Raw genomic sequence first — 15,978 nt, forward strand, 5'->3', positions numbered from 1 at the left:
CTTATGACCCTGCTGCGTTCCCTGCTGTTTCAGCTGATCCTGATCGGATCGAGCCTGTTGTATTCGCTCGCGATCCTGGCGTTCGGGTCCGGCGACTCGGGCCGGCGCGCTCCACGCCTGGCGCGCTCCTGGGCCAGAGTCAATCTCAAGGCGTTGAAGATCCTCTGCGGGCTGGACTATCGCGTGCACGGCCTGGAGCATCTGCCCACAGACAATGCGATCGTGCTCTGCAAACACCAGTCCGCCTGGGAGATCCTCGCGCTCAGGGCGCTGCTGCCGCCGGAACAATCCTGGGTACTCAAGCAGGAGCTGATCCGCATCCCGGTCTTCGGCCAGGCACTCAAGCGGCTGAGCCACATCGCGATCGATCGTGCGGCCGGACGGCGTGAGATCACCCGTCTCATCCGCGAGGGCAGCGCATTACTGGAAGGCGGGCACTGGGTGGTGATCTTCCCCGAGGGCACGCGGGTCGCGCCCGGAACCCAGGGCAGCTACAACATCGGCGGTGCGCTGCTGGCCGAGCGCACGGGACGCCCGGTGGTGCCCATCGCCCACAATGCCGGCGTCTTCTGGGGACGCCGCAGTCTCGTCAAGCGTCCTGGAACCATAGATCTGGTGATCGGCCCGACCATTTCGACCCAGGGTCGCAAGGCCACCGAGATCAACACCGAAGTCGAGCACTGGATCGAGCAGACGCTTCAGGCGTGCTCGCCGGAATTCAAAACGCCACCTTCAACCCGCGCACCTTCTGACGGAAATCCTCGGTGACGGACTCGATGTCCTGGTCGTTGGCGATGACCTTGGGTGTGAGGACGACGACCAGTTCGGTGCGGGTCGAGGATTTCGAGGTCTCCCCGAAGAGTCCGCCCACCACCGGCAGACTGTAGAGTCCCGGAATGCCCTGCTTACCGTCTGAACGCGTGTCCTCGATCAAGCCGCCCAGCACCACGGCCTGATTGGAACGCACGGCCACCGAGCTGGTGATGGTGCGCTTCTTGAAGGATGGCGAGTTCAGCCCCGAGGCGTTCTCCTCGAACACCGTGCTGACTTCCTGTTCGATCTCCAGCTGAACCAGACCACCGGGCGTCACACGCGGTTTGACGGTGAGGATGACGCCCGTGTCTTTATAGGAGATGGTGGTATAGGTGCGATCGGTCGTCGAGGTGCCGTCCTGCTTCGAGGTGGCGATGGGCACTTCCCGACCGACCTGGATCTTGGCGGTCTGATTGTCCATGACCATGACCGATGGCGAAGAGAGGACGTTGAGCAGATTGTCGCCCGCCAGCGCACTCAGCGTTGCCTTGATCGTGTCCGGATTGGAGACCATGGCCCAGTTGAATCCGGGGAACATGGTGCCGATGCCCGACGTCTCGGCATCATCGAAGGTTCCATCCAAGGACGCGAAACTCTTGCCGTCCGCCCCCGGACCAAAGAGTTCCCACTGCACGCCATACTTGAGACTTCCGCTCAGGGTGATCTCGACGATCGTCGCCTCGACCAGCACCTGGAGCGGCAGGATGTCGAGTTGCTTGAGGGCGTCGAGGATCTTTTTGTAGTCACGCGGACTGGCGCGCACCAACAGCGAGTTATTGACGGCGTCGGCGACGATATTGACGCTCGACGACATCTCGAGTTCGTGCGATGAGGCGCTCTGGCGTGTCGTCTGGCTCTGGCTGGTCTTGGAGTCCGAGTTGCCGCTGGTGGTGGTTGTCGTCGTCCCGCCGATGCTCGACGACCGGCCGAGTCCGGGCGCGACATTGCCCACCGAGGACTTGCGCGCGTTACTGCCGGTGCCGCCGAAGAGCTGCGACAGGATATCGGCCAGACTTTCGGCATCGCTGTGCTTGACCCGGTAGACATAGAGCCGCTCGGAGCTGTCGCTTCGAGCCTCGGCCATGTCAAGCCGCTCGATCCAGTTGCGCACCTGCTGGAGATAGCGTTCCTGAGGCGAGACGACCAGCAGGGCGTTGGCGCTCTCGACCGGGATGAACCGGAAGATCCCCTTGAGCGGATTGCCGCTCTCGTCGGCGAGCAGGCTCTCCAGTTGCGTCACCACGTCCTTGCTCTTGGCGTATTCGAGCACGAAAAAACCGACTGAGAGTCCCGACATCCAGTCGACGTCGAAGACGCGGATGGTGTCGAGCAGATTGCTCATCTCGGGGCTGGTGCCGGCGATCACCAGGAGGTTACGCAGATTGTCGACACGGATGACGCTGCCTTCGGGCGCCAGGGGCGTGAGGATGCTGTTCATCTCCTCGGCGCCGATATAGCGCAATGGCACCACCTGCACACTGTAGCCATTGGGCAGGGCGCGGTCGGTCTCGCCGAGCTGAGGCGTCACGCGCCCCTGGACGGCATTGGCCAGCGGCACCACCTCATAGCGATCGCCCTTTTGGACCAGGGCGGCATTGTTCATCCGCAACAGAGTTTCGAGCGTGGGCAGCAGATCCTCGCGGCGCAGCGGACGGCCGGTCTGAAGCGAGGTCGCGCCCTGTACCGCCGGATGCAGGACGTAGTTGACCTTGAGCAGGTCGCCCAGGATGACCTTGACCACCTCGCGGATGTCGGTACCGTCGAAATTCAGCGTGACGTCGCCGGGTGAGGCGTCGACCTCGGACGGCGCTATCCTGCGCACGAACGAGCCGCTGCCGCGCTGGACGATCTCGCTGCTCTTGGGGCGCGCCTCCTCGTCACCGATGGCAATGATCTCGGCGCCGGCGCCGCCACGCTGCTTGAAGGCGTCTCGCTTACGGGCATGATCTTCGTCCAGGACATGACCCGTGGGCTCGCCGACCTTGAGCGTGGGATCCCAATTCGCACGCTCGCAGCCCTGGAGGCCAGTCGCGATACCGGCCAGCAGGGCAACGCACAACCAATGTCCGAGCTGAGAATGGCGCCTGGCGGGGTGATGGAAATACATGGTGCCTCGGTGACGGGCGTCGAGTCGTCTCGACCGACCTGTGATCATGGCTTGGGAGATTCGGGGCGAGCCGGCACACGGGGAGGAGGCCGTGGCAGAACCTTCCGGGCGGGTGGTGGCGCGGTCGCGGGCACTGGCTTGGAATAGTCGCGCAATATTAGCGCATCCTGCCGACCCTGTCGCTCAAGCAGGACGCGGTCTTCCTGGATGTCGGTGACTGACCAGCCTTGCAGGTCATCGCCGATACGCAGACGCCGAAGCTTGAGTTGCGTCGGGTCCTGGACCCAGGCGGAGACGATCTCGGATGTGATGAGTACCGCGTTCAGATCGAAGGCACTCAACTCCACATTGGCCTCCGGCCCCCGTGTGTCCGCCGGATCGTCGTTCAGTGGCTCCGGCTTGCGATCCGGCCGGAAGAGTGGACGCTCGACGATGGAGGCATAGTTGTCCCGGCTATCGAAGGTTTCGAGCCGAGCGAGCAGGTCCGGCTGCGTGGACGATACGCCGGACGGGTTCCCCCCAGGCGCGTTCGCCGATTCCAGCACGGGCATCGGCGGTGGCCAGCCGAGCCACTGGAGCGTCAGACCGGCCAGCAGGACGAGCGCAACCAGGACCGGGACATAGCGTCTCACGAACCACCCCCCAGGACGAAACCATAGATATCCAGCCTCACCGTGAGTTCGCCCGCCTGATTGGCCATCAGGTGACGCCGTACCAGGGCTGGACTGGACGATACCGCCGGACGCGCGGCGGAGCGTACCGAGAGACGCTCGACGAACAGAAAGGGGCGCGTCTGTTCGAGACGATAGAGCACCTCCATCAGCGTCTCGGTCGAACCCTGGATCTGGGTGCGCACACGGATACGCGGCGGCATGTCCTGAGCCTCCGGCGGCAGGATCTGGGTGCTGATCAGACGCCCTGAAGCGGCGGTGACGATGTCCTGGACCCGCGCCTGGAGCTGAGCGCCGGCGAGCGCCTGGGTCGGAGCCTTGAAGTAGAAGGCATCGAAGGCGTCATTGGTCCGGGCCTGCTCCAGCTCGGCTTGCAGCGCCGGGCGCGTGCTCACCAGACGCTGGTAGCGCATCAATTGATCGCGGCTGGTGGCGATGCGGTCATCGAGTTCCGAGATCCGGCTCAGCCAGGGAATCACGATGGCCGCCAGCAACAGCATGGGCAGCAGCATCACCGCGCCGAGCGAGACCAGACAGAGCGCTCGGTCGGCCCGAGCCTTGGGCTTCATTCGGCACCTCCGCGTGTGTAGCGGAAGGAAATGTTGAAGCGTTCCTTGCCCGTGCTGGCAATCTGGGTCACGGGCGAGCCGAAGGAAACGCCATCGATGCCGGGCGACTGTTCCAGGATCGCGATCAGGGCCGTGGCCTGTCCGGATTCGCCGCGGATGTCGACCTGATCGGCGCTGAACTCGAGATTCTGCACCCAGGTATCCTCGGGAATACGATCCGTGAGTTCACGCAGCATCGCCAGGATCGAGGGTTGTTCGAGCTTGCGCTGAATCACCGCCGTGCTGCCCTGGCGGACGCGCTCGAGTTCCTGGCGCAACTCGTCGACGGCGATGGCCTGACTGCGCAGACGTGTGACCTCGGCGTCCAGCTGGCGCGCGATCCGGTGCTTCTGCCACAGGGGCGTCACGAGCATCGCCATCGCCAGCAGGATCGAGACGATGGCCGAGGCCGAACCGAGCGTCAGACGCCCGTGACGCCGTTTCGGACGCCGTTCGGGGGGAAGCAGATTGGCGCGGCTCCAGGCGCCGTCCCAGGTGAGGCGATCGACGGGCGTGCCGAGCGCTTCCAACTGCGTGATCCAGTCCTCGACCAGATCACGCCTACACAGGGCCAGATCCAGCCGCAGACGCTCGGCCGTCTTGGGACCGCTCAGGGCGACGAAATCGAAGAGCACGTCCTTGGACTCGAAGGGCGAGAGACGATCCAGCTCGTAACGGATCACCTGCGGCAGGTTGGCGCGGACCTGCGATGGAAAGGAGACCGTGCGTCTGAGCACGGCCTCGCGCGGCAGCCGCAGCTCGATGCCCGGTGGTCGCTCCTGTTGGCCGACTCCCGCGATGTCGGGCACGGCCATCCTGTGCGTCAGATCCATCTCGCCCAGCGGGCGCGTCTCCAACCCCATGACCAGCTCGACGCGTGCCCGCCGTCCCTCGGGTCGAATGACGAGCCAGCGGTTGTAGCGCGCCAGGGTTCGGTGTGCGAACGCGGGCAGACAGCCCAGCAGACGCTCGCCGAGCGCGCCCGACCCGACTCCGGCGCCGACGATCGGGAGCGCTTCGAAGAAGCGGTTCAAGCGTTCAGTGAACGTCATCATCAGTCTCCGACTCGCTGTCGCTCAGGGGTTCCGTCACGAGTCCCTGCCGACGCCACAGTACCTGATAGGGGGGTTGCTGTCCTGGTGCGAGCTGAAAGAGCGCCTCCATCCGCCGAGCCGCACCACTCGATCGCGGTCCAGTGACCTGGAGGCGGTAGACCGGACCGCCACGCTCGATCAGGGTCGTCGAGGTGGTACCTGAGACCTCGGCGCGATCACGCTCGGCGATCTCCTCGCGCGCCTCCTCCAGCGTGAGTCCCTTGAGTGTCGCCAACACCGCCGGCGAGGCGAAACGCTCGACCGGCTGCGACGAACCGCCCTGGACCGAGACCTCGGGGGCGAGCAGGCGATAGCGTTCGGGTGTCATACCGAGAACCTGCCGCAGCTCCTCGACCGCTTCATAGGCGGCATCCTTGGCACCGAGCGCACGACCGGCCTCGGCATAGTCGGCATCCTCGGCACCGTTGAGCAGGGCCAGATCGTCCTCGTCGCGCCAGTCGACGATCGCCGCCGCCAGCGCATCGGCCTCCTCGGGCAGCAGGCCGAGCACTTCCAGCAGTGTCCGCAGGCTCTCGGGCCGGATCTGGTTGAGATCGTAGCGCGAGGACTCGTTGAAGACACGCAGGGTCAGCTCAGAGCCGGCGAAAGACCAGATGCGCGACCGGCCGTCAGGTAACCAGGCTGTTCCCTGCTCCGCGTCGACCTGGGCCTCCGGGGTCATGTAATGCAGCGCGGTATAGGCGATGGCGGCTTCGGCGAGGGTCCGGAAGCGCGCCGACTCGACATGGTTGTCGGCCAGGGCGACCTCGGTGCGGCGCGAGACGGTCAGGCTCACGGCCATGACCGTCAGGAGCGTCAACACCCACATCACGAGCATGAGCGCGATGCCGCGCTGGTATCTGCGACCTGTCATCATCGGGGTTGATCGGGCAGGGTCACGACGAGATCGGGCCAGGATTGTTCGGTCGTCTCCAGACGGATCCGCACCAGCTTCGGCAGGCGGGCCTGCTCCAGCCACTCATCGTGCCAGTCCGCTTCACTCTCGCCATCGAGCACGCCATAGTAAGCCAGCTCGAAGCGACTCACCTTCGCCAGCAGCCAGGCGCGTCCGAACGCGCCATCGGCGGCGTCGAGATCGGTGCGCAGATCGCTCAGCGATGCCGCCTCCTGCTTGGTCATCGGTTCCCAGGGCACGACCTCGCCGCCGCCCTCCAGGATCTCGGGATGCAGGAGCCAGCGCGTCAGCATCAGCGTGCGCGCCTCGTCCGTGCCTTCCAGCTCCAGACGCAGGATATAGAGTCCGGACAGACCGACATGCTCAGACAGAGGCGCGGCCCACTCGATACGCTCCGACTCCCCCGCGAAGACCTGGACACTCTGTCCATCGTAGACGGCGCTGATCGGCCGGGTCTGACCGAGCGTGCGTCGGAGAACGCCATCGGCCAGTCGCAGGCCGGACAGACGCTCGCCGACCGTCTCGACCGCCTCCCAGGAGCGGCCGCCGAGCCGCAGCCCCGAAAACAGCAGCAGTGAGATCAGACCGATGATCGCCAGCGCGATCACCAGCTCGATCAGCGTGAAGCCGCGCCCCGCGCGCCGGCCCTGGTTCGAGATCGTGCGCCGGTTCATGGGGTTGTGTTCGCCAGCGGATCGACCAGCTTCAGGGTCGAGAGCATCAGGCGTCGCGGCCGCCCGGCGTCGAACCAGAGCACGCCGGCATTGACGCGATAGGCCGTGACCGACAGCGTGGCCGTTGGAAACTCGTCGGATAGATCGAGTTCGAACAGCGTCAGCTCCCAGGAGAAGCCGCTCTCGGTCTCGCCCGAGACCGTCCCTTCCTCCAGGACGATCTCATGCCCGGCCAGGGTGAGCAGTGATTCGGCGAGGGTCGCGGCCTGCGTGTATTGGGCCGAGGCGAGGGTCGCGCTGGTGGCGCGCGAGAAGATGCCGAGCAGCACCCCGAGCGAGACGGCCAGGATCGCGAAGGCGACCAGCACCTCCAGCAGCGAGAACCCGCGCTGAGCCTGACGACGCCGCATCACTCGGACCAGGAGTCCAGTTCGATGCGCCCGGTCAGCCAGGCAACACCGATTTGATAGCCATGCCCATCCTGGGACAGCACGAGACGCCCGCCGGTCGAACTGCCGTCGGGGAAAAAACGGATGAGGCCACGCTGTTCGTCGATCAGCTCGCGACTGGCGGCATCGAGCTGGAGCGAGAGCCGCTCGGGCAAGGAGAGCGCACGATAGCCGGCGAGCGTCAGACGGTGGTGTTCGAGATCGACCAGCACCTGGGTCTCTTCGCCGCGCCGGATGGCCGACTCACGCGCCAGACGCAGCGTGGCAGCCGTGCGGCGTGCGGCGGACTTCATTTCCAGCCCTGGAAAGGCGGCTGAAAAGAGCGTCGGCACCGCCGTCATGATGACGGCGGCGATGGCCATGACCACCAGCAATTCGACCAGGGTAAAGCCGCGCGTGCCTCGCCCTGATCGATGGACCTGGATTATTCCCAACTCTTGACGTCGGCGTTATCGCCCTCGCCGCCCTCGCGATTGTCGGCGCCGAGCGACCAGATGTCGTAGCTGCCGTGTTCGCCGGGGAACCGGTACTGATAGTCGAAGCCCCAGGGATCCTTGGGCACTTCGCTCTTCTTCAGATAGGGACCGTTCCAGTTCGGCATGCTGCCCGGATTCTCGACCAGCGCCTTGAGTCCTTCGTTCTCGGTCGGATAGCGGCCCAGTTCGAGGCGATAGAGATCGAGGGTCGAGGACAGATCCTCGATCTGGAGCCTGGCCGTCTTGCTCTTGGAGCTGTCCAGGAATTTCATCACCTTTGGACCGACCAGTCCGGCAAGCAGCCCCAGGATGGCCAGCACGACCAGGAGTTCGACCAGGGTGAAGCCGCCGTGACGGCGCGAAGTCTTGAAACGCATGTGGAACTGACCTCTTGAGAGTGGATCCTTGAATTCGATGGCGCATTCTAAACCCGGCTCGACGAACAGGACATCGCCTCAGAAGACGAGTTCATTGGCGCCGAGAATGGCCATCAGGATCGACAGGATGATCCCGGCCACGATGACGCCGAGTCCGATGATCAGGATCGGTTCCAGCAGCGTCAGCATCCGCTGCACGCTCACCCGCGTCTCGCGGTCGTAGAGACTGGCGACCTTGGCCAGCATGGCATCGAGACTGCCGGACTCCTCACCGACACGGATCATTTGCAGCGCCAGATCAGGCAGCGCCTGGAGTCGGGCCAGCGGGCCGGCGAGGCCGCGCCCGTGCTTGAGTTCTTCGCCGGCTTCCTCGATCAGGCCGAAGAGCTTCTGATTGGAGACCACTTCCTTGGCGAGGTTCAGGGCACTGAGCAGAGGCAGGCCGTTCTTCAGCAGGGTCGAGAGTGTGTGACACAGCCGCGCGGTCTCCATCTTCCAGATCAGGTCACCGAACAGCGGCAGCGTCAGCACCCGACGGTCGAGCCGGGCCTTGGCGGAGGGATTCTGGAGCCAGCGCTCGATGACGACAGCCGCCAGCGCAATCATGCACAGCATCGCCCACCAGTAGTGACGGAACAGATCCCCGGCGGCGACCACGATCTGGGTCGACAGCGGCAGCGCCTCGCCCATGTCCTCGAACAGCACTGTGAACTGCGGCACCACGAACACCAGCAGCAGGATCACCGAGAGCGCCGCGACGAACAGCAGGATCGAGGGATAGACCAGGGCCGAGGTCACAGTCTGGCGCAGCTCGGCCAGACGTTCCAGATAGTCGGCCAGTCGATCCAGAACCTGTTCCATGGCGCCGCTCGCCTCGCCGGCCCGTACCATGTTGATGTAGAGACGCGGAAACTGCTTGTCCTGAGCCTCCAGCGCGCTGGAGAAGGTCGCGCCGCCGCGCACCCGTTCCTGCAAGTCCGAGAGCACGCGCACCAGATGCTCCTCGGAGGTCAGATCGACGAGAATCTGGAGCGAGCGGTCCAGGGTCAGGCCGGCTTCGAGCAGGGTCGCCAGCTCGCGTGTGAGGATGCCGATCTCTTTCTGGCTCAGACGTCGGCGCCGACGCCGGCCCAGCTTGACCGTCAGACTCCTGGTGGTGCGCGCCTCGATCGGGATCAGGCCCGTCGCCTGGAGATGGCGGATGACGGCCGATTCGTCGGCGGCGTCCATCTCGCCCTCGACCGTTTCACCGTCGAGTTTGACGGCCTTGTAGAAAAACTTGGGCATGGTTGTAGGGTACGGGGCTCGAACAGCGCAAAAGTACCAGCAAAGCGATCAGTCGGCGCGGTCCACCGGGCTGAGGTTGGCGTTGAGGAAGTGGATCAGCAGGGCACGGTTGGACTCCGAGCCGAGCATTGAAGACGCCGTCAATCTTGGGGTCAATGGGATGATCATATAGATGAGTCTAATCAGGATCTGGGCGAGCAACAATCACCAGACGCAGAGGTTTCAGCCGGCGGCGTCCGGCTCGCACGCAAAGCTCGACCTGGGCCGTGCTCAGCCTTGTGGCCTGCACAACCTGCCCATCGCTCAGCGAGCCTCGCCCATAATTCGCAGCATAAGCTCATGATTAAAATACATTTTTAAACTCGAACATCCTACTCCAAGCTCCAAGAATCGGTCGATAAACGAAGCTGCTCGATTCTTTATTATGTACGGAAGAGACCTTCTCAAAGCAGATGGACATGCTATCTTTTGATGCATGAAAACGCCTCTAAGCACAGTCGGTCGTCAAGCAGGCTTCACGCTGTTGGAGCTCATGGTCACGGTTGCTGTCGCGACCATTCTCCTGGCCATCGCGGTTCCCAGCTTCCAGGATGTCATCCGCAGGAACCGCTTGGCGGCCGCGACAAATGATTTTCTTGCTTCCATCTACTACACGCGCAGCGAGGCGGTCAAAGAAGACAAACGCGCCATCATGTGCGCTTCCAGCAACGGCAGCACCTGCACGGGAAGCTGGGCTGACGGCTGGATCGTGGTCGTGGATTCCAATCAAAACGACGAAGTGAATGAAACGGACAAGCTAGTTTTGGTACGAGAGGCACCGCCATCCGGTATTTCTATTGAAGGCAAGACCAAGATTGCTTACATGCCCAGCGGCCGGGTAGCATCTTTTGGCCACGGCACCATTACCATTGGGGCTAGTGGCCATACCAAGAAAATAATCATCTCGACTAGCGGCAGACCGAGGGTAGAAGATGGCTAATCGTCGACGCCCGCTGGGCTTTCGCCATTCGCGTGGAACCTCTCTCATCGAAGCGATGGTCACGGCGGTTGTGCTGGCCATTGGGTTATTAGGCATTGCGGCTTTGCAGGGGGCCGGACTGAGGGCAAATAACGATGCCAAGTTCCAAACGCTGGCATCCGATGTGGCCTGGGATCTGGCCGATCGCATGCGCGCCAATGTGCACGACTACGCGGATGAAAACACCAGTCCCTATGTCACCTCTGCGGCCACGAACTGCGGCTCGTCCCCCTCAAAAACCTGCGCCATGACTCCGGATGACAGCCCTGTCGACTGTTCGAGTGCGGACATGGCCGCCTTCGATCTCTATCAGGTTAGCTGCGTCAACGGGGTCGATCTCTTGCCTTCCGGTACTCTTTCCGTGACCTGCACGAACACAGGCGCGCGGGCCACCCCCTGTAGGATCACCGTGGGCTGGCAGGGACCAAACGACACAGAGGCGCAACAAATCGTCGTGGATCTGATTCCGGGCCGCCCGGAAGATTTGGTGGACTGAACATGGCAACTCGCACACACCAGGCCGGCATGTCGCTGATCAGCCTACTCATTGGCGCCACCATCGGCATATTGCTGACCGGTGCGGCGGGTAAAGTCTACCTGGATTCCCGCATCGCTTTTTCAGCCAATGAGGTTGTTGCCGCCACCATGGAGAATGGTCGTTTCGCCATCGATGATTTGAGACGTACCCTGATGATGACGGGCCGGCTGCTTAGGGCCGATAACCTCCCCTTCGGCGATCCTGACGATCCAGGCAAGGCGAAGCTGCAGCTGCTTGATGATCAGGATCCCGGCGCGTCGGACAAAATCGTGGTGTTCTATGGCTCTAATACAGGCTGCGACGATTCCGACACCGATGCCAACAGATGCCAGCTCGATTGTTTGGGAAATCAAATTAACAAAAATAACACGACACCCTACCGGGCCAGGATCGAGTTCCATCTTTCCGGTTCTCGCGAGCTTCGGTGCAGCGTTGATGGCGGACAACCTGAGCCGCTGGCGTCTGGAATCGAGACCTTCCAGGTTCTCTACGGCTGGGACACGGACGGCGACCGTTATCCTAATCTTTACGTCAATGCGACCGAGGCCGCTGCTAATGGCCTGTGGTCTCCCAAGGGGCGGATTGTCGCGCTCCGGATCGGGGTGCTTGCGAGTTCCGCTGACATGACGCTTCCGCAAGCGGCGCGAACCGAGGGTGAAAAGGCCTTCGATGTACTGGATGTCAAGTACACAGTTTCCCCTCCGTCCGGCAGTAGCAAGCTGGATAAGTACTACCGCGTATACACCAGCACCATCTCTCTGCGTAATCTTGAGGCGGTTGAGCAATGATGTTCTATGCAAAGCGGCAAAGAGGTGCAGCTCTGGTCATCGCGGCGGTGCTGCTGGTGGCGATGACACTCATCAGCGTCACGTCCATGCGATCGTCCGTCACGAATATCAAGATTTCCACCAATCAGCGCATGAAGCAGGGCGCCTACCAGGCGGCCGAAAGCGCCCTGATGCAGATTCTCGACGAGAATCCCCATGAGGTCATACCGAAAACCAATACAGTTGGTGACTTCGAGAAACACCCGAATTATTACCAAGACCGCTTGAAAAGCGATGACCAGGATCGTCCTTACACGGAAGCAGATGTCATCATGCGGTTTGAGGGTAGGCGAAACAATATTTTGATTTCAGGTGAGGCGCTTGGCTCGATCGTGCTCTTGTATCAAGCGGATGCTTATGGTCGCGTGAGAGGGGTTGGCGGCGAATCGGTGGGGGCTGGGGCAGTTAATCGAATGGGTGCCGGCTTGGTGCGTCCGAGTCAATGATGAAAGGTAATTTGGCATGAGATCCTCATACACCAGCAAGACAGGCGGCTTGGGCGTATTCAGCCTCGCTTTAGGGCTCTCGGCTTTGATTGGCGCCGCCTCGGCACAGGCGGACGACATTGACTTCTATCTGTTGCCTCCGTCGGACCCCGTGGCGCCCAATGTGCTCTTCATTCTCGATGAGTCTGGAAGCATGGATGATTATAATCGGATGACGGATTTGAAGAATTCCATGAAGACACTCTTGGATAACCCGATGATGGATCATGTTCAGGCCGCCATTATGGGTTATACAACCGCTAATACAGATATTTATTATAATAATCGTGGCTGGAATACATATGCTAATGTAAATGGTTCCTTGGCCATCAAGCTACATTCGGATTTCAAAACTGTAGGCGAGGGCAGCAATCGCAGCGCGATGAAAGCCATCGTTGATGGACTTTCTCCGCGCGCATCCACACCTACCGTCTGGGCTCTGAAGCTGGGCATGGAATGGTTTGATAGCCGCGCGACCCAGATCGAGGGCACCCCTAGCGACAGAACGCGAGCGACCAGCCCCACCTATTCCTCCCCTATGAGCGATCCAGCCTACTGGTGCGTCCCCAATCACTTGGTGCTACTCACAGATGGCGAACCAAATTCTAATGATCCAAATTATTATGGCCTTACCAGCTACAAAGGAACTACCTGTGTAAAAGACAGCACTTCTATTGAAGAGAAAGGCCGCTGCGCCGCCGAGATCGCAGCCTGGGGTTACAACAATGACCTGCGCACCGATTCAGTATGGGAAGATAATCAAAATGTTACCACCCATACCATTGCTTTGGGGGATAGCCTGGGCAGCAATGACAAAGCATTTTTAAAAAATATTGCCATCAAAGGCGGTGGCGGCTATTACGAGGCGGACAATGCCAGCACTCTGTTGAATGCTTTTGAAACCATCGTGGACGATGCCAAATCTGAGGTGGAATATATCTACAACGCACCAGTGATCCCTGTCTCAGCCACGAATGCGTCAGTGAGTGGTGATTATATCTATGTCCCCCTCTTCGCCCCCGAACCGAACAAGCTTTGGCTGGGGAATGTCAAGAAATATAAAATGAAACAGCAAAAGGATGGCACCTTTAAAGTGTTTAGCAAAGGAGGAAGCGATGCAGTAAACGTTAACGGGATGTTTCTTGATAATGCGAAAAACTTCTGGGATACAGAACCGGATGGTGATGGAGGAGACGTCTTGATCGGTGGCGCGGCGGGGCAGATCGGCGACGAGCCCCGGAATCTTTATACTTGGCTGGATGGCAATGATCTAGATCTCACTGACGATAATAATCGGCTGCATAGGGATAATCTGCTGGAGGAAAATGATGGCGGCGTAATTAAAAACATTCTATTGACGAGTCATAGCTGCAGCGAGAACCGGACTGAATATGAAAATTGTTCCTGCACAAACGACTCAGAACTCCGTGACAATAAGTGCTGCAAAAAAGACAGTAATGGAAAATGGAAATGCAGAGATAAGTGGAAGAGTTGTCAGCCTGTAATAAAATCAGAAATTTCATGCCCAGCCGGGGATCTCCTCGACTGGATGAACTTCACAGGCACTCATACCTATTCCTTTGTCGAAATGGGCGCGCCGCTCCACACGCAGCCACTTCTGGTCCGCTACGCTAGCGGGGATGTCGTCTATCAACCTACTTCCCAAGGCCTTCTGCACGCCTTCGACGAGGCAACCGGTAAGGAAAAATGGGCCTTCATGCCCGATGAACTGTTGCACACCATTGATGACGCACGAATCAATGCGGCCTTGGGTGAAAATGAAAGCCGCTTGTACGGCCTGGACGGTCCCATGGTTCTGGTTCACGACGACCCGAACAAGAACGGCACCGTCGACAGCAGGGAAAAAGCCTACCTGCTGGTCAGCATGCGCCGGGGCGGCCGCAACATCTATGCCCTCGACATCTCCAACTCCAGCGTCCCCAAACTGGCCTGGGAGATCAAGGGCGGCGTCACCAGCGGCTTCGAGAAGCTGGCCCAGACTTGGTCCGCCCCCCAGATCGGCAAGATCAAGGGCTACGATGGCACCGTGGTCGCCTTTGGCGGAGGCTATGACGAGGATCAGGACGCCGTCACCGGCAGCCGTCAGAACGACGACATCGGTAACGCCATCTATATCGTGGACGCCTGGACCGGCAGCCGCGTCAAGACCATCACCAATAGCGGCGGCGATATCAACATCTCCAACATGAACAACGGCATCGTCTCAGGCGTTCGCCTGCTGGATATCAACAACGACGGGTACTCGGAACGCCTCTATGCCGCCGACGTGGGAGGACGAATCATCCGTGTCGATCTGGAAGCAAATAACGGTGCCGGGGCGGGCGGCATCCTAGCGGATGTCAATGAGGGTAGCGCCGCTGGAAATCGCCGCTTCTTCACGGAACCGGAGATAGGCTATCTCTCCTGGGGAGCGCGCTATCTAGTCATCGCCATCGGTTCCGGCAACCGCCCAGATCCGCTCAGCAACACGGTGACCGACAGGTTCTACGTGATCAAGGATTACGATATCTTCCAAGAGAAAGATTGGCAGGAGAAAGACGAGAATAACCTCGCCGCCTACCCTTATGACCACAACGACTTTACGGATATCACAAGCGCAGACCTTAGTAAGGCAGAGAATGGCAGCCAATCGGTCACGGTCCAGAATGTGCAGAGCCGTAAAGGCTGGTTTTACACCCTATCCGCAGGTGAAAAAACGCTGTCCAAAGCACTGATCGCCAACTATGCCGCGATGTTCACCACCTACAGCGGCACCAGAAGCGACGATATTTCGCCTTGTGAGGCCAAATCCACAACAGGGGTCTCCCGCTTTTATGCCCTGGATCTGCGCCATGGCGGCAGCCGATTTGATCTTGACCTCGATGACAGTTTGGATACCGACGACCGATCCATCGTCATTACAAGTATTGGTGGCCTGCCGCCGCCTCCGACATTATTCTTTACCGGGGACACAGATGACGAAGGGAGTGCAGATGACGAAGGGAGTAGCGATCCCACGCAAGTAATCGCGATTGCAGGCCAAGTAATCACGCTTGTGGGTTTGGATGAAGTGGTTCGCTGGAGCGACAGCTTCAAAGCAATCTATTGGGAGCAGCTCATCGACGCCACAGATGATGCACTCGATGACGAAGAATAGCTGAATTGATAGAAAAGAGCGCAAGCAGATGCCATTAAAATTAAAAGCCGGTGGTTTCACACTGATCGAGTTGATGATAGCGGTTGCCGTACTTGGCATCCTCTCGGCGATCGCTTATCCCAGCTATCAGGACTATGTCCGAAAGGGACGTCGCAGTGATGGCCAGTCGTCGCTGATGAGTGCCGTGCAGAAAATGGAGATCTACTACTCCAGCAACGGAACCTATACGACCGACCTGAATGCGGCCAATATCAGCAGCAATTCGGATGAAGGCTATTACACCATCAGCTTAGCGGCCGCCACCACAGCCTGCCCCATCGTCCGCTGCTTCCGCCTGGAGGCGACTCCCACCTCCAAGCACGGGCAGAACAATGACAAGATCCAGGGCTTCAGCTACAGCTCGACGGGGCAGAAGCAGAACAAGCAGGGGGGGAGTTGGGCGGGCGGCTGGGATTGAGCCGGCTGTTTTTGCTCAGCGCAG

The 15,978-nt window shown here is 60.6% G+C and carries 17 protein-coding genes; 7 read left to right on the forward strand and 10 right to left on the reverse strand.

The genetic code is table 11. The features are described 5' to 3' along the window. Positions 1 to 3: 3 nt before the first annotated feature. On the forward strand, positions 4 to 768 hold the full coding sequence (locus ALVIN_RS14990) for a lysophospholipid acyltransferase family protein (RefSeq protein ID WP_012972171.1): 765 nt from the start codon (positions 4 to 6) through the stop codon (positions 766 to 768). Here the strand turns inward: ALVIN_RS14990 and gspD are convergent. The 10 genes from gspD to ALVIN_RS15040 all read right to left on the reverse strand — a co-directional run bounded on the left by gspD (position 719) and on the right by ALVIN_RS15040 (position 9,472). Beyond that, positions 719 to 2,920 (reverse strand): type II secretion system secretin GspD, encoded by a 2,202-nt coding sequence (gene gspD / locus ALVIN_RS14995; RefSeq protein WP_012972172.1) that lies wholly within the window; start codon positions 2,918 to 2,920, stop codon positions 719 to 721. The genes ALVIN_RS14990 and gspD overlap by 50 nt on opposite strands. A 44-nt stretch (positions 2,921 to 2,964) precedes the next feature. Further along, on the reverse strand, positions 2,965 to 3,552 hold the full coding sequence (locus tag ALVIN_RS15000; protein WP_012972173.1) for a hypothetical protein: 588 nt from the start codon (positions 3,550 to 3,552) through the stop codon (positions 2,965 to 2,967). Continuing rightward, on the reverse strand, positions 3,549 to 4,160 hold the full coding sequence (gspM, locus tag ALVIN_RS15005; RefSeq protein ID WP_012972174.1) for a type II secretion system protein GspM: 612 nt from the start codon (positions 4,158 to 4,160) through the stop codon (positions 3,549 to 3,551). Before gspM ends, ALVIN_RS15000 begins: the two co-directional genes overlap by 4 nt. Then, complete coding sequence (locus ALVIN_RS15010) at positions 4,157 to 5,254, reverse strand: PilN domain-containing protein (RefSeq protein WP_223295229.1); 1,098 nt, start codon at positions 5,252 to 5,254, stop codon at positions 4,157 to 4,159. The genes gspM and ALVIN_RS15010 overlap by 4 nt, the downstream gene beginning before the upstream one ends. Beyond that, the gene (locus ALVIN_RS15015) at positions 5,238 to 6,170 is read right to left on the reverse strand and encodes a type II secretion system minor pseudopilin (RefSeq protein ID WP_012972176.1); all 933 of its coding nucleotides are present in this window, start codon (positions 6,168 to 6,170) and stop codon (positions 5,238 to 5,240) included. The genes ALVIN_RS15010 and ALVIN_RS15015 overlap by 17 nt, the downstream gene beginning before the upstream one ends. After that, the gene (locus ALVIN_RS15020) at positions 6,167 to 6,883 is read right to left on the reverse strand and encodes a prepilin-type N-terminal cleavage/methylation domain-containing protein (protein ID WP_012972177.1); all 717 of its coding nucleotides are present in this window, start codon (positions 6,881 to 6,883) and stop codon (positions 6,167 to 6,169) included. The genes ALVIN_RS15015 and ALVIN_RS15020 overlap by 4 nt, the downstream gene beginning before the upstream one ends. After that, positions 6,880 to 7,293, reverse strand: coding sequence for a type IV pilus modification PilV family protein (locus tag ALVIN_RS15025; protein WP_012972178.1), 414 nt, complete (start codon positions 7,291 to 7,293; stop codon positions 6,880 to 6,882). The genes ALVIN_RS15020 and ALVIN_RS15025 overlap by 4 nt, the downstream gene beginning before the upstream one ends. Then, entirely contained in the window at positions 7,293 to 7,766 is a 474-nt protein-coding gene (locus tag ALVIN_RS15030; RefSeq protein WP_223295230.1) for a GspH/FimT family pseudopilin, read from the reverse strand. The genes ALVIN_RS15025 and ALVIN_RS15030 overlap by 1 nt, the downstream gene beginning before the upstream one ends. Then, positions 7,757 to 8,185, reverse strand: a complete 429-nt coding sequence (gene gspG, locus ALVIN_RS15035) for a type II secretion system major pseudopilin GspG (RefSeq protein WP_012972179.1) — start codon at positions 8,183 to 8,185, stop codon at positions 7,757 to 7,759. The genes ALVIN_RS15030 and gspG overlap by 10 nt, the downstream gene beginning before the upstream one ends. 78 nt (positions 8,186 to 8,263) lie before the next feature. Further along, positions 8,264 to 9,472 (reverse strand): type II secretion system F family protein, encoded by a 1,209-nt coding sequence (locus tag ALVIN_RS15040; protein WP_012972180.1) that lies wholly within the window; start codon positions 9,470 to 9,472, stop codon positions 8,264 to 8,266. 475 nt (positions 9,473 to 9,947) lie between these two features. Here ALVIN_RS15040 and ALVIN_RS17845 point away from each other — a divergent pair, with 475 nt between their 5' ends. The 6 genes from ALVIN_RS17845 to ALVIN_RS16725 are packed head-to-tail and all read left to right on the forward strand — an operon-like array spanning position 9,948 to position 15,954. Continuing rightward, the gene (locus ALVIN_RS17845; protein ID WP_012972181.1) at positions 9,948 to 10,451 is read left to right on the forward strand and encodes a GspH/FimT family pseudopilin; all 504 of its coding nucleotides are present in this window, start codon (positions 9,948 to 9,950) and stop codon (positions 10,449 to 10,451) included. Beyond that, positions 10,444 to 10,986, forward strand: coding sequence for a type IV pilus modification protein PilV (gene pilV / locus ALVIN_RS16720; protein WP_012972182.1), 543 nt, complete (start codon positions 10,444 to 10,446; stop codon positions 10,984 to 10,986). Before ALVIN_RS17845 ends, pilV begins: the two co-directional genes overlap by 8 nt. A 29-nt stretch (positions 10,987 to 11,015) precedes the next feature. Continuing rightward, a complete protein-coding gene (locus ALVIN_RS15055; RefSeq protein ID WP_012972183.1) occupies positions 11,016 to 11,816 on the forward strand; it encodes a PilW family protein in 801 nt (266 codons plus the stop codon). Further along, positions 11,813 to 12,301, forward strand: coding sequence for a pilus assembly PilX family protein (locus ALVIN_RS15060; RefSeq protein WP_012972184.1), 489 nt, complete (start codon positions 11,813 to 11,815; stop codon positions 12,299 to 12,301). The genes ALVIN_RS15055 and ALVIN_RS15060 overlap by 4 nt, the downstream gene beginning before the upstream one ends. 49 nt (positions 12,302 to 12,350) lie before the next feature. Further along, a complete protein-coding gene (locus ALVIN_RS15065; protein WP_190275505.1) occupies positions 12,351 to 15,497 on the forward strand; it encodes a pilus assembly protein in 3,147 nt (1,048 codons plus the stop codon). Positions 15,498 to 15,525: 28 nt separating this feature from the next. Then, positions 15,526 to 15,954 (forward strand): type IV pilin protein, encoded by a 429-nt coding sequence (locus ALVIN_RS16725; RefSeq protein WP_012972186.1) that lies wholly within the window; start codon positions 15,526 to 15,528, stop codon positions 15,952 to 15,954. Positions 15,955 to 15,978: the final 24 nt, after the last annotated feature.

This window comes from Allochromatium vinosum DSM 180 (assembly GCF_000025485.1).
Taxonomy (GTDB): domain Bacteria; phylum Pseudomonadota; class Gammaproteobacteria; order Chromatiales; family Chromatiaceae; genus Thermochromatium; species Thermochromatium vinosum.

Excerpts from the sequence above, each read along its gene's own strand:
- ALVIN_RS15010 (WP_223295229.1), bottom strand. The coding sequence starts at position 5,254 with ATGATGACGTTCACTGAACGCTTGAACCGCTTCTTCGAAGCGCTCCCG.
- gspD (WP_012972172.1), bottom strand. The coding sequence starts at position 2,920 with ATGTATTTCCATCACCCCGCCAGGCGCCATTCTCAGCTCGGACATTGG.
- gspG (WP_012972179.1), bottom strand. The coding sequence starts at position 8,185 with ATGCGTTTCAAGACTTCGCGCCGTCACGGCGGCTTCACCCTGGTCGAA.
- gspM (WP_012972174.1), bottom strand. The coding sequence starts at position 4,160 with ATGAAGCCCAAGGCTCGGGCCGACCGAGCGCTCTGTCTGGTCTCGCTC.
- pilV (WP_012972182.1), top strand. The coding sequence starts at position 10,444 with ATGGCTAATCGTCGACGCCCGCTGGGCTTTCGCCATTCGCGTGGAACC.
- ALVIN_RS14990 (WP_012972171.1), top strand. The coding sequence starts at position 4 with ATGACCCTGCTGCGTTCCCTGCTGTTTCAGCTGATCCTGATCGGATCG.
- ALVIN_RS15060 (WP_012972184.1), top strand. The coding sequence starts at position 11,813 with ATGATGTTCTATGCAAAGCGGCAAAGAGGTGCAGCTCTGGTCATCGCG.
- ALVIN_RS15025 (WP_012972178.1), bottom strand. The coding sequence starts at position 7,293 with ATGCGGCGTCGTCAGGCTCAGCGCGGGTTCTCGCTGCTGGAGGTGCTG.
- ALVIN_RS15020 (WP_012972177.1), bottom strand. The coding sequence starts at position 6,883 with ATGAACCGGCGCACGATCTCGAACCAGGGCCGGCGCGCGGGGCGCGGC.
- ALVIN_RS15015 (WP_012972176.1), bottom strand. The coding sequence starts at position 6,170 with ATGATGACAGGTCGCAGATACCAGCGCGGCATCGCGCTCATGCTCGTG.
- ALVIN_RS17845 (WP_012972181.1), top strand. The coding sequence starts at position 9,948 with ATGAAAACGCCTCTAAGCACAGTCGGTCGTCAAGCAGGCTTCACGCTG.
- ALVIN_RS15055 (WP_012972183.1), top strand. The coding sequence starts at position 11,016 with ATGTCGCTGATCAGCCTACTCATTGGCGCCACCATCGGCATATTGCTG.
- ALVIN_RS16725 (WP_012972186.1), top strand. The coding sequence starts at position 15,526 with ATGCCATTAAAATTAAAAGCCGGTGGTTTCACACTGATCGAGTTGATG.
- ALVIN_RS15040 (WP_012972180.1), bottom strand. The coding sequence starts at position 9,472 with ATGCCCAAGTTTTTCTACAAGGCCGTCAAACTCGACGGTGAAACGGTC.